The organism is Klebsiella sp. MBT K-1, from assembly GCF_002556465.1.
Classification (GTDB): Bacteria; Pseudomonadota; Gammaproteobacteria; order Enterobacterales; family Enterobacteriaceae; genus Klebsiella; species Klebsiella grimontii.
Map to the genome: position 1 here is coordinate 72511 of NZ_PDEL01000023.1, position 13334 is coordinate 85844.

Consider the following 13334-nt stretch of genomic DNA (forward strand, 5'->3'; position numbering starts at 1 on the left):
AGCTCCTTAGCGCCACGGGGCGCGAGAATGGGTTTGCGGCCAGATGGGGCTGTTGATGGTCTGACACAGCTGGCGGGCGAGGGTGACGATCCCCTGATAGCCAGCGAAGGCGTGTTCGCGCTCCTGATTGATATCGAGAAACGGCAGCCTGGCTTTATAGGCGGTGTACATATTGCGTCCGCCGGCAATCATCAGGTCGGCCTGATAGCGATAGACCACATCCAGCAGCGTGCGGGCGTTGCCCTCTTCCAGCATTACCGCCTCTTCGCCCATCAGCTCGCGGATCCGCTGTTTATCCTCTTCGGTGGATTTACGCGTGCCGGTTGCCACCACGGTCATGCCCAAATCCTGCAGCGCCGATACCACCGACCAGGATTTCACCCCGCCGGTATAGAGCAGCGCTTTGCGGCCGCGCAGCTGTTCGCGCCACGGCTGTAGCGCCTGTTCCGCCGCCTGTTCCTCCCGCGCAATCAGCGCTTCGGTGCGCTGGCGAAGGTCGTCGTCGCCCAGCAGCGCCGCCAGCTGGCGCAGGGCGTCAGAGGTGGCGCGGATCCCGTAAAAGCTGCCTTCGAACCACGGCGTGCCGTAGCGCTGCTCCAGGGCTCTGGCGACGTTAATTAACGCCCGCGAGCAGACCAGCATATTGGCCTGCGCCCGGTGCATGGTCTGGATCTCGGCGAAGCGGCCATCGCCGGAGAGGCTGCCGAGCACGCGGATCCCCAGTTCGTCGAGCAGCGGCTGAATATGCCAGAACTCGCCGGCAATATTGAATTCGCCAATCAGGCCAATATCGTGACGCTGCTCCGGGGTAAAGGGCGTGCTCTCCGGCCAGGGGGCGGGCTCGCGCTGGCCGATGACCCGTTTGACCATGACGTCGCCCGCCAGCCGGTTACCGAGATTTTTACTGCCGTAGAAACCGGCGGCGTCAATAGCGATAACCGGTACGCCGGTGGCGGTCTGCGCGGCCTGGCATACCGCTTCCAGGTCATCGCCCTCCATGGCCGGTACGCAGGTGTTGTAGATAAAGACCGCCGCCGGATGATAGCGGGTGACGATATGGCGCACGGCGTGAAACAGGCGGCGTTCGCCGCGGCCCATAATCACGTCCTGTTCGTTGAGATCGGTAGTGAACCCGAGCCGATTAAGGGTGGGGCCGGAGCTGGCGCTGCCGCGGTTATCCCATGAGCTTCCGGCGCAGCCGATGGGGCCGTGGACCAGATGCGCCACGTCGGCGATGGGCAGCAGGGTTATCTGCGCGCCGTCGAACGCGCAGCCGCCGGCGGTGGCGCCGGGTTTGGGCGCGCTGCAGCCGGATTTTTGTTTATGGTTGTGTTCACAGGCCGGTTCATCCAGCAGCGCCAGAATTTCATTTCCCTTCATAGTGACCTCGTTGACGGTGGGGGATGAGGGGGAAGATGCAATTCGCGCTCCAGAAGCGGAGCCTTGATTTTTAAAGAAAAGAGGTTGTTGGCTTTGCGACAAAGCCAACAATCGGACAAGGGATGGCGGCATGTGATGCTTATGACCTATCGCGCTGGCATGGCTATTTGTTGATGAAAGGCTGGCAGCGAGGGGGTTAGGCGCATCAAGAAGCCCGGAACAACCGTGAACGGAATATTCCCCTGAGCGTAACGTGGGGAAGAGCGTCCATACGCGAAAAAAAGCCCGCGGGGTCAGCGGGCAACAAGCACAAAACAGGGATTAAAAAACGCGTTCTTCCAGAGGGTTATCCCTGTTAAGCCGCTTCGCCAGCCACGGCGGCAAACGGCCGGCCAGCAGCGTATTGATCGCCTCGCACTGTGCCTGAATCGTCGTCCCGGGCTGCGCTTTCATCGGGTGGATGCGATGGCGGATCAGTCGCGCGGCGGCGGGCCCGCCTATCTCCTGGCAAAACAGCAGCTGACAGTCCTCAATAAGCCGGGCGCGCACTTCGTTGGCCTCCTGCTGGTGGGGGGCGGAGGGATAGCGGCGCAGATCGTACAACCAGCCGCCTTGTTCATCGAACGCGTAGATAAAAAACAGTCGTCCCTGGCCGAAATGGCCGTTAATCACCAGCCCATCCTGGGAGCAAAATGCCGCCAGCAGCTGCGGCGTGCGCTGGGCAGGGCGAACGATGCGTAAATGGGCGGGCAGCGCGCCCTGCAGGCTCGCCATCACCCGCGACCAGCGAGCGGGGGACATCACCGCCGTCGCGGAGGGAAAGCTGGCGGCCAGCTGCGGCTGGGTCAGGGTCGCCAGACGCTCTGGCGTCAGCGTCTCGCCGCTCTCCTGCGCCAGCCAGTCGACGATTTGCGCCGGCTGTAGGTCCGGCAGAGACTGAAACAGCGCCAGCATACGCCAGAATAGGGTATCGTTGTCGGACATCACCAGCTCCTTATATCAAGGTATTGCGCGTCGCGCGCAGGCTTATCGGAAAGACGGGACGCCCCGGCTGCGGATGCACGTAGTAGCGGCGTCCCCCCTCCAGCGAAATCGCGCCGCCCCAGCGTTCAGCGTCGTTATGCTCAATCTGGATCACTCGCGCTTCCAGATCCTGTTTCGCGATATAGGCGTACAGGTCCGCGCCGCGCTCACGGAAAATCACGATGGGCATACTCCCTCCTGGCCCCGCATGACGCGGGGCACCTGATGGTTAACGGACGAGATCGAAGCTGTAATCGGTTTTGCCCAGCTGGCTGGTATCGCTATCCAGTTTCTCCAGCACGGCGTTCACCAGCGTCGTCACAATGTTCATCGCCCCTTCATAACCCCAGGTTGTCTGGCGGTGCAGATGGTGGCGGTCGAACAGCGGAAAGCCGAGGCGGATAAGCGGCACTTCAAAGGCTTTACCCTTCGCCAGGGTATCGCGCTGGATAAACTTGCCGTAGGAGTTGCCGATCATAAAGTCCGGCTGACGGGTGAACATCAGCGAACGGAAGTGCCACAAATCGCAGTTGATAAACACTTCGCTATCGCGCCCGTACGGCGAGGCATCGAGCATTTTGTTCATCGCTTTTTGCCAGCGTTTGTTGGCGTTATGGCTCAGGATCACCGTTGGCTCGCAGCCCAGTTCCAGCAGGAAGCGGGTGAGGCCCATCACGAAGTCCGGATCGCCGTACAGGCCAAACTTCTTGCCGTGCAGCCAGGTGTGGGAGTCGAGCATCATGTCAACCAGCCGGCCGCGCTCAAGGGTGAGGGCGTCGGCAATCGGCTTGCCGCTAAGCTGGCTGACGGTCATCAGCAGTTCATCGGTGGCGGCCAGCCCCAGCGGAATGGCGACCTCGGTGGCGGGCTGGTTCCACATCTCCTGCACCACTTTTTTGCTCTTCAGCAGCTGCCACGGCTGCAGGAGCAGCGTATCGATGGCGTCAGGGGCCTCTTTCATCTCCTGCTGCGTGGTGCCGCCGGAATACATCCGATAGTGGCCGTCGGCGGGCGTGTCGAGAACTTCCGACGGATCGGAGAGCAGGCTGCACGGCACCGCCATCTGTTCCATCATCCGCTTTAATACGCGGAAGTTGCCGAGATAGGTTTCAAAGCCGGTCACCAGATTGAGCTTCGGCAGTTTGCCCGGCTGCCCCTGGTAGTCCGCAGTGAAGGTTTTGGCGAAGCCTTCAAACATGTTATCCCAGCCGGTGACGTGGCTGCCGATAAAGCTTGGCGTATGGGCGTGGGGCACGGCGATGCTGCTGTCGACGAAGCCATCTTTTTTGGCGTTGGCGATAAACGCCTGCAGGTCATCGCCGATAACTTCCGCCATGCAGGTGGTGGACACCGCAATGATCTCCGGTTTGTACAGCGCGCTGGCGTTCTGCAGGCCCAGGTTCATATTGTTGTTGCCGCCGAAGACCGCCGCGTCTTCGGTCATCGAGTCGGAGACGCAGGCGATCGGCTCTTTGAAATGGCGGTTAAAATAGGTGCGAAAGTAGGCCACGCACCCCTGAGAGCCGTGCACATACGGCAGGGTGTTGGCAAATCCCAGCGAGCAAAGCACCGCGCCAAGCGGCTGGCAGGCTTTCGCCGGGTCAACGGTCAGCGCCTCGCGCTGGAAGTTCAGCGCTTCATACTCGGCGGTGGTGGTCCAGGCAAAGACCTCCTGCACGCGCTGCGCATCGTGCGCCTCTTCCAGCTGCCGCTTATTGCGGAACAGCTCCTGGTATTCATCCTGTTCGAATAGCGGATAACAGCTATTAATTTTATCAATCGTTTGGCTCATGGTGTTCTCCTCCCGCGCCACAAATCGGTGAACAGACGGGACAGTGAGTGGGCAATCACGCAGACTTCAGCCACGGAGCGGTCAGTTCGTTCCACGCCGGGTTGTTCAGGGTCATATCCATATCGCGGGCGAAAATGGCGAAACCATCGTAGCCGTGGTACGGGCCGGAATAGTCCCACGAGTGCATCTGGCGGAACGGCACGCCCATTTTCTGGAAGATATATTTTTCCTTGATGCCGGAGCCGATAAGGTCGGGCTTCAGCGCCTTGACGAACGCTTCCAGCTCGTAGCTGCTGGCGTCATCGAACAGCAGCGTGCCCTCTTTCAGATCCGGCAGGGTGCGGTCGTAATCATCGTTATGGGCAAACTCGTAGCCGGCGGCGATGATCTCCATCCCGAGATCCTCATAGGCGCCAATAACGTGGCGCGGCCGCAGGCCGCCCATATAGAGCAGCACCTTACGCCCCTCCAGGCGCGGGCGATATTTGGCGATAATCGCCGCCATCTGCCCCTCATACCGGGCGATCACCGCTTCGGCGTTGGCGCGAATCGTATCGTCGAACTGGTCGGCGATTTTGCGCAGCGATTCGGCGATTTTGGTCGGCCCGAAGAAGTTGTACTCCATCCACGGAATCTGATGTTTCTCCTCCATATGGCGGGCGATATAGTTCATCGAACGGTAGCAGTGAACCAGGTTCAGCTTGACGAATGGGGTATTCTCCATCTCCACCAGCGTGCCGTCGCCGGACCACTGCGCGACTACCCGTAGCCCCATCTCTTCCAGCAGAATGCGCGAGGCCCAGGCGTCGCCGCCGATGTTGTAGTCGCCGATGATCGCCACATCGTAAGGGGTGGTTTCAAATGGCTGTCCTTCGCGATTGTTCAGGATCCAGTCGCGCACCACGTCGTTGGCGATATGGTGCCCCAGAGACTGCGACACGCCGCGAAAGCCTTCGCAGCGTACCGGGATCACCGGTTTATCCAGCGCCTTGCTGCTGGCGTTGGCCACCGCGCTGATATCATCACCGATCAGCCCCACCGGGCATTCCGACTGAATGGTGATCCCTTTGGTGAGCGGGAACAGCAGCTCCATCTCTTCAATCAGCTTGCTGAGCTTTTTATCGCCGCCGAAGACGATGTCGCGCTCCTGAAAATCAGAGGTGAAGTTCAGCGTGCCGAAGCTATCGACGCCGCTGACTCCGGTGTAATAGTTGCGTCGTCCGGCGCGGGAATACTGGCCGCAGCCGACCGGTCCGTGTGAAATATGGGCCATATCCTTGATCGGCCCAAATACCACCCCTTTGGAACCGGCGTAGGCGCAGCCGCGTACGGTCATTACGCCGGGTTGTGATTTGCGGTTAGAGATAATGCACTTGCCGACGCTCTCCATTTCCGGATCGCTGACCATCATGTGCTTTCTGCGCTCTTTTCGCGCGGTTTCCGGGAACACCTCCAGGACTTCCTGGATCAGCGCCAGATTACGTTCGCCCGTTGCGTTGGTCATCATAATTGTCCTGTGCTCAGGCCGCGTTTTCTTCGGCGGCGGTTTTGCCAATGATGCTGGTGTCTTCCTCTTCCATGATGCCGAACTCCATCAGCAGCGATTCCAGCTCATCCATGGTGCAGGGCGTCGGCACCACTTTCATGGTGTTGTTGACGATCTTCTGCGCCAGGGTGCGGTATTCGTTGGCCTGTTTACAGGCGGGGTCGTACTCGATAACCGTCATGCGGCGGATCTCCGCGCGCTGCACGATGTTGTCGCGGGGCACAAAGTGGATCATCTGGGTACCGAGCTTTTCCGCCAGGGCAATAATCAGTTCGTCTTCACGGTCGGTCTGACGTGAGTTACAGATCAGGCCGCCGAGGCGCACCTTGCCGGATTTGGCGTATTTAACGATCCCTTTGGAGATATTGTTGGCCGCGTACATCGCCATCATTTCGCCGGAGCAGACGATGTAGATCTCCTGGGCTTTGTTTTCGCGGATCGGCATGGCGAAGCCGCCGCAGACCACGTCGCCGAGCACGTCATAGAACACGAAATCGAGATCGTCCTCGTAGGCGCCTTCTTCTTCAAGAAAGTTGATCGCCGTGATCACGCCGCGTCCCGCGCAGCCGACGCCTGGCTCCGGGCCGCCGGATTCCGCGCAGCGCACGTCGCCGTAGCCAATTTGCAGCACGTCTTCGAGTTCGAGGTCCTCGACCGAGCCGACTTCCGCGGCCATCTCCATAATGGTGTTCTGTGCTTTGGCGTGCAGGATCAGACGGGTGGAGTCCGCCTTCGGATCGCAGCCGACGATCATCACTTTCTTACCCATCTCCGCCAGCGCGGCGACGAGGTTCTGCGTGGTGGTGGATTTACCGATACCGCCTTTACCGTAAATAGCGCATTGACGCATGGTCATGGTGACTTCTCCTGTTGTTGAGTGTTTGCCAGCAGAGAAGTGCAGGGAACATACCAGCCGTGCCTGTTTATGTATTCTTATGATTTTTATGAAGTTAGTTATTTTTCGCCGCGCAGGACGTAAAACAAAACGGCACAATAAGGCGACCAAATGTGGGAAACAGAACAATTGCGCCTGCCGGGGCCATGGTGGCGCTTTGTCGCCTGTTCAACAGCTTGTCGCCCCCTGTGTCTTATTCCACGCAATCTCTTTGCGCGCTGCGCGGCGACTCTCTTCATAACGCGTTGAATTCGCGATAACTCTTCTGTCATCCGCGAGCTGGCACAGGCTGTGCTTGAGGCAACAACTGGGTTTGCCGCTTATTTGAGGCGGCGAAGATGCCTCTCACCTTCGAGGATTGAACAATGTCCGGAAAAATGAAAACAATGGATGGCAACGCCGCGGCGGCCTGGATCTCTTATGCCTTTACCGAGGTCGCGGCGATTTACCCCATAACCCCCTCCACGCCGATGGCGGAAAACGTCGACGAGTGGGCGGCGCAGGGGAAAAAGAACCTTTTTGGCCAGCCGGTGCGCTTAATGGAGATGCAGTCGGAGGCCGGCGCGGCAGGCGCGGTCCACGGCGCGCTGCAGGCCGGGGCGCTCACCACCACCTATACGGCCTCCCAGGGGCTGCTGCTGATGATCCCCAACATGTACAAAATCGCCGGTGAACTGCTGCCGGGCGTCTTTCACGTCAGCGCCCGGGCGCTGGCGACCAATTCGCTGAATATTTTTGGCGATCACCAGGATGTGATGGCGGTCCGCCAGACCGGCTGCGCGATGCTGGCGGAGAATAACGTGCAGCAGGTGATGGATTTGTCGGCGGTGGCGCATCTGGCGGCGATTAAGGGACGCATCCCGTTTGTTAACTTCTTCGACGGTTTTCGCACCTCGCACGAAATTCAAAAAATCGAGGTGCTGGAATATGAGCAGCTGGCGACGCTGCTGGACCGGCCCGCGCTCGACAGCTTCCGCCGTAACGCGCTGCATCCGGATCATCCGGTCATCCGCGGAACGGCGCAGAACCCGGATATCTACTTCCAGGAGCGGGAGGCGGGCAACCGTTTTTATCAGGCGCTGCCCGACATTGTCGAAAGCTATATGGCGCAAATCAGCGCGCTCACCGGCCGGGAGTACCATCTGTTTAACTATACCGGCGCGGCGGATGCCGAACGGGTGATTATTGCGATGGGATCGGTCTGCGATACCGTTCAGGAAGTGGTGGATACGCTGAACGCGGCGGGAGAGAAGGTCGGGCTGCTCAGCGTGCATCTGTTTCGCCCTTTTTCGCTGGCCCACTTCTTCGCCCAGCTGCCGAAAACCGTGCAGCGGATTGCCGTCCTTGACCGTACCAAAGAGCCCGGCGCTCAGGCTGAACCGCTGTGCCTGGATGTGAAAAACGCCTTCTACCACCACGACGATGCGCCGCTAATCGTCGGCGGCCGCTATGCGCTTGGCGGTAAGGATGTTCTGCCCAACGATATCGCGGCCGTCTTTGATAACCTCAATAAACCGCTGCCGATGGACGGGTTTACCCTCGGGATTGTCGATGATGTAACCTTTACTTCGTTGCCCCCGCGCCAGCAGATGCTGTCGGTCTCGCATGACGGCATCACCGCCTGTAAATTTTGGGGCATGGGCTCGGACGGCACCGTCGGGGCCAATAAAAGCGCGATCAAAATTATCGGCGATAAAACGCCGCTCTACGCGCAGGCCTACTTTTCCTATGACTCGAAAAAATCCGGCGGCATTACCGTTTCACATTTACGCTTCGGCGACCGGCCGATCAATTCGCCCTACCTGATCCATCGGGCCGATTTTATCTCCTGTTCGCAGCAGTCCTACGTTGAGCGCTACGATCTGCTGGACGGATTAAAGCCGGGCGGGACCTTTTTACTCAACTGCAGCTGGTCCGATGCGGAGCTGGAGCAGCATCTGCCGGTCAGCTTCAAACGCTATCTGGCGCGGGAAAATATCCATTTTTATACCCTGAACGCCGTGGATATCGCCCGCGAGCTCGGGCTGGGCGGGCGCTTTAATATGCTGATGCAGGCGGCGTTCTTTAAGCTGGCGGCGATTATCGACCCGCAGACCGCGGCGGATTACCTCAAGCAGGCGGTTGAAAAAAGCTACGGCAGCAAAGGGGCGGCGGTGATTGAGATGAACCAGCGGGCGATCGAGCTGGGCATGGCCTCGCTGCATCAGGTGACGATTCCGGCGCACTGGGCGACGCTGGATGAACCCGCGGCGCAAGCATCAGCCATGATGCCGGATTTCATCCGCGATATTCTGCAGCCGATGAACCGCCAGTGCGGCGACCAGCTGCCGGTGAGCGCGTTTGTCGGTATGGAGGACGGGACGTTTCCTTCGGGCACCGCCGCGTGGGAGAAACGCGGGATCGCGCTGGAAGTGCCGGTCTGGCAGCCGGAGGGCTGCACGCAGTGTAACCAGTGCGCCTTTATCTGCCCGCATGCGGCGATCCGCCCGGCGCTGCTCAACGGCGAAGAGCAGGACGCCGCGCCGGTTGGGCTGCTGAGCAAACCCGCGCAGGGAGCGAAGGAGTATCACTACCATCTGGCTATTTCGCCGCTGGATTGTTCCGGCTGCGGCAACTGCGTGGATATCTGTCCCGCGCGCGGCAAGGCGTTAAAAATGCAGTCTCTCGATAGCCAGCGTCAGATGGCGCCGGTCTGGGACTATGCGCTGGCGCTGACGCCGAAGAGCAATCCGTTTCGTAAGACGACGGTCAAAGGCAGCCAGTTTGAAACCCCGCTGCTGGAGTTTTCCGGCGCCTGCGCGGGATGCGGTGAAACGCCTTATGCCCGCCTGATAACCCAGCTGTTTGGCGACCGGATGCTGATCGCTAACGCCACCGGCTGCTCTTCTATCTGGGGAGCCAGCGCGCCGTCGATTCCCTATACCACCAACCACCGCGGCCACGGCCCGGCATGGGCGAACTCGCTGTTTGAGGATAATGCGGAGTTTGGCCTCGGCATGATGCTCGGCGGCCAGGCGGTGCGTCAACAAATCGCCGATGATATGACCGCCGCGCTGGCGCTACCGGTCAGCGACGAACTTAGCGACGCAATGCGCCAGTGGCTGGCGAAGCAGGATGAAGGCGAGGGCACCCGCGAGCGCGCGGACCGGCTCAGCGAACGGCTGGCGGCGGAAAAAGAGGGCGTGCCGCTGTTGGAGCAGCTGTGGCAGAACCGCGACTATTTTGTTCGTCGTTCGCAGTGGATTTTCGGCGGCGACGGCTGGGCCTACGATATCGGCTTCGGCGGTCTCGATCACGTGCTGGCGAGCGGGGAAGACGTCAATATTCTGGTGTTTGACACCGAGGTTTACTCCAATACCGGCGGCCAGTCGTCTAAATCGACCCCGGTGGCGGCCATCGCGAAGTTTGCCGCGCAGGGCAAACGCACGCGGAAAAAAGATCTCGGCATGATGGCGATGAGCTACGGCAATGTGTACGTGGCCCAGGTCGCGATGGGCGCTGATAAAGATCAGACCCTACGGGCGATCGCCGAGGCCGAAGCCTGGCCGGGACCGTCGCTGGTGATTGCCTACGCCGCCTGCATTAACCACGGGCTGAAAGCCGGTATGCGCTGCAGCCAGCGCGAGGCGAAACGGGCGGTTGAGGCGGGATACTGGCACCTGTGGCGCTATCATCCGCAGCGGGAAGCGGAAGGTAAGACGCCGTTTATGCTCGATTCCGAAGAGCCGGAGGAGAGCTTCCGCGACTTTTTGCTTGGCGAAGTGCGCTACGCCTCGCTGCACAAAACGACGCCGCATCTGGCGGATGCGCTCTTTAGCCGAACCGAGGAGGACGCGCGGGCCCGCTTTGCCCAGTATCGGCGGCTGGCCGGCGAGGAGTAGCGGGCCTTTAGTTCTCCTGCTGCATGACCTTAAGCAGCGTATCCAGCAGGCCGGGAAAGCGCGCGTCTAAATCTTCCCGGCGCAGCGAAATCAAGTTCTCCCGCCCCTGTGGGCGCTGCCAGATCACACCGCTGTCGCGCAGGACGCGCCAGTGGTGGGTCATGGTCGACTTCGCCACATCTTCGTGACGCAGGGCGTTACAGCTCTGCTCGCTTCCGTCGGCAAGGATGCGGATAATCTCAAGCCGTAGCGGGTTACCGAGGGCGAAAAGGACATTTTCGAGGCGAATTTGTTCACGTTCGGGGTGATTGGCGATCATACTATTCCTGTGTCGGCGGTTGCGCTGCCTTACGAGCAGCGGCCCGTATCGGCGGCTGGCCGGTAATATACCCAAACTGCTTTTCTAAAGCCACGCGCGTCGTCGCAGCTTCACCAATAGTAACGATAGCAAAAATAGTTCGAATATACTCGTACAGTTGTACTATGATAGATGCCGTTATATGAACGGCGGCCAATTCCGGCCGCCTGCTGACAGTCAAAATGACTAAGGACGCATCATGCCCCGACCCATCCCCCTCGAACGTTATCGCAACATCGGTATCTCCGCGCATATCGATGCCGGCAAAACCACCACCACCGAGCGCATCCTGTTTTATACCGGGATGAGTCACAAGCTGGGGGAAGTACACGATGGCGCGGCAACCACCGACTGGATGGCGCAGGAGCAGGAGCGCGGGATCACCATTACCTCCGCGGCGGTGAGCTGCTTCTGGCCCGGTATGGACCGCAGCTTCGAGCCGCACAGGATTAACATCATCGATACCCCAGGGCACGTGGATTTTACCATCGAAGTGGAACGCTCCATGCGCGTCCTGGACGGCGCGGTGATGGTTTACGACTCCGTCGGCGGCGTGCAGCCGCAGTCGGAAACGGTCTGGCGGCAGGCGAATAAATACCACGTCCCGCGGCTGGCCTTCGTCAACAAGATGGACCGTCCCGGCGCGGATTTTTTCCGCGTGGTGCAGATGATGACCGATCGCCTGAAGGCCAATCCGGTACCGATTGTGATCCCGGTTGGCGCCGAAGAGCACTTTACCGGGGTGGTGGATCTCATCAAAATGCGCGCCATTTTGTGGGACGACGCCACCCAGGGGATGACCTTCAGCTATGCGCCGGTGCCTGACGATCTCGTGGAAACCGCCCGGCTGTGGCGGGAGAAAATGGTCTCGGCGGCGGCGGAAGCCAACGACGAACTGATGGATAAGTATCTCGAAACCGGCGAGTTGAGCGAGGCGGAAATCGTTGCCGGACTGCGCCAGCGTACGGTGAAGGGCGAAATCCAGGCGGTGCTGTGCGGCAGCGCGTTTAAAAACAAAGGCGTGCAGCGGATGCTCGATGCGGTGGTTGAGCTGATGCCGTCGCCGCTGGATATCCCGGCGATTCAGGGCGTGGATGAGAAAGGGCAACCTGCTGAACGTCACCCGAACGACGACGAACCGTTCTCGGCGCTGGCCTTCAAGCTGATGACCGACCCCTATGTCGGACAGCTGACCTTTATCCGCGTCTATTCCGGGACGTTGAAAAAAGGCGATGCGGTGTGGAATCCGGTGAAAGGCAAGAAAGAACGCATCGGACGCATCGTGCTGATGCAGGCCAACGATCGCCATGAGGTGGACGAACTGCACGCCGGGGATATTGCCGCCTGCGTCGGCCTGAAGGATGTCACTACCGGCGACACGCTGTGCGCCCCGGATGCGGTGATTACCCTCGAACGGATGGAGTTCCCGGAGCCGGTGATTTCGCTGGCGATTGAACCGAAAACCAAAGCCGATCAGGAGAAAATGGGTATCGCCTTGCAGCGGCTGGCGGCGGAAGATCCGTCGTTTCGTCTGCATACTGACGAGGAGTCCGGCCAGACGATCATTTCCGGGATGGGCGAGCTGCATCTGGAGATTATCGTCGACCGCATGAAGCGCGAGTTTGGCGTTGAGGCGAATATCGGGCGTCCGCAGGTGACCTATCGCGAGACGATCCGCAAAACGGTCAAAGAGGTGGAAGGCAAGTTTGTCCGCCAGTCCGGCGGTAAAGGGCAGTACGGCCACGTGGTGCTGACCCTTGAACCGCTGGAGCCGGGGAGCGGTTTCGTGTTTGAAGACGCGACCAAAGGCGGCGTGGTGCCGCGCGAGTACATCCCTTCGGTGGAAAAAGGGCTGCGCGAAGCGATGGGCACTGGCGTGCTGGCGGGCTATCCGGTGGTGGATATCAAGGCGACACTGACGTTTGGTTCGTATCATGACGTCGACTCGTCGGAGATGGCTTTCCGCATGGCGGCGATATTTGGCTTCAAGGAAGGGGCGCGCAGGGCCGACCCGGTTATTCTTGAACCGGTGATGCACGTGGAAGTGGAGACCCCGGAAGAGTACGCCGGGAATATCATGGGCGATCTCTCTTCCCGTCGCGGAATGGTGCAGGGGATGGAGGAGCGGTTCGGCAGCCAGATTATCCGCGCCGACGTGCCGCTGGCCGAGATGTTTGGCTATTCCACCACGCTGCGTTCAATGTCCCAGGGCCGGGCGACCTACAGTATGGAGTTCCACCATTACGCGGAAGCCCCGCGCAACGTAGCAGAGGCGATTATCGCCAGCCGCGCTAAAGGCTAAGCAACGTTTCCCGGAGGCGATGCTGCGCATCTGTCCGGGCTACAAAACCTGCGGGCTTGTAGATACTGTGAACGCCTGCAACTCTTTTCACCACTGTCATCTTCTCCGGCTCCCGGATGACAGGCACAACAACGACAGCGACATCCCGCGCTGTCGT

Annotated in this window: 9 protein-coding genes; 2 read left to right on the plus strand and 7 right to left on the minus strand. The window is 60.0% G+C overall.

The window, feature by feature from the left end; all coding sequences use genetic code 11:
* Positions 1 to 6 precede the first annotated feature (6 nt).
* From nifE to nifH, 6 genes are all read right to left on the minus strand, one after another.
* Entirely contained in the window at positions 7 to 1380 is a 1374-nt protein-coding gene (gene nifE / locus CMQ96_RS26070) for a nitrogenase iron-molybdenum cofactor biosynthesis protein NifE (RefSeq protein WP_064342936.1), read from the minus strand.
* A gap of 321 nt (positions 1381 to 1701) precedes the next feature.
* Positions 1702 to 2364, minus strand: coding sequence for a NifB/NifX family molybdenum-iron cluster-binding protein (locus CMQ96_RS26075; protein ID WP_024360007.1), 663 nt, complete (start codon positions 2362 to 2364; stop codon positions 1702 to 1704).
* Between the two features lie 10 nt (positions 2365 to 2374).
* A complete protein-coding gene (nifT, locus tag CMQ96_RS26080) occupies positions 2375 to 2593 on the minus strand; it encodes a putative nitrogen fixation protein NifT (protein WP_004122392.1) in 219 nt (72 codons plus the stop codon).
* A 39-nt stretch (positions 2594 to 2632) separates the two neighbouring features.
* Positions 2633 to 4195, minus strand: coding sequence for a nitrogenase molybdenum-iron protein subunit beta (gene nifK, locus CMQ96_RS26085; protein WP_004138787.1), 1563 nt, complete (start codon positions 4193 to 4195; stop codon positions 2633 to 2635).
* 55 nt (positions 4196 to 4250) lie between these two features.
* Positions 4251 to 5699, minus strand: a complete 1449-nt coding sequence (gene nifD / locus CMQ96_RS26090) for a nitrogenase molybdenum-iron protein alpha chain (RefSeq protein ID WP_004138788.1) — start codon at positions 5697 to 5699, stop codon at positions 4251 to 4253.
* A 16-nt stretch (positions 5700 to 5715) separates the two neighbouring features.
* A complete protein-coding gene (gene nifH, locus CMQ96_RS26095) occupies positions 5716 to 6597 on the minus strand; it encodes a nitrogenase iron protein (protein ID WP_004122384.1) in 882 nt (293 codons plus the stop codon).
* A 404-nt stretch (positions 6598 to 7001) separates the two neighbouring features.
* On the opposite strand from nifH, the gene nifJ reads away from it, so the two are divergent.
* Positions 7002 to 10517 (plus strand): pyruvate:ferredoxin (flavodoxin) oxidoreductase, encoded by a 3516-nt coding sequence (gene nifJ / locus CMQ96_RS26100; RefSeq protein ID WP_098067553.1) that lies wholly within the window; start codon positions 7002 to 7004, stop codon positions 10515 to 10517.
* 7 nt (positions 10518 to 10524) lie between these two features.
* Here nifJ and CMQ96_RS26105 read toward each other — a convergent pair whose 3' ends face one another.
* A complete protein-coding gene (locus CMQ96_RS26105; RefSeq protein ID WP_004138790.1) occupies positions 10525 to 10836 on the minus strand; it encodes a helix-turn-helix transcriptional regulator in 312 nt (103 codons plus the stop codon).
* A gap of 238 nt (positions 10837 to 11074) precedes the next feature.
* Here CMQ96_RS26105 and fusA point away from each other — a divergent pair, with 238 nt between their 5' ends.
* A complete protein-coding gene (fusA, locus tag CMQ96_RS26115) occupies positions 11075 to 13177 on the plus strand; it encodes an elongation factor G (RefSeq protein WP_024360004.1) in 2103 nt (700 codons plus the stop codon).
* The last annotated feature ends 157 nt before the right edge of the window (positions 13178 to 13334 follow it).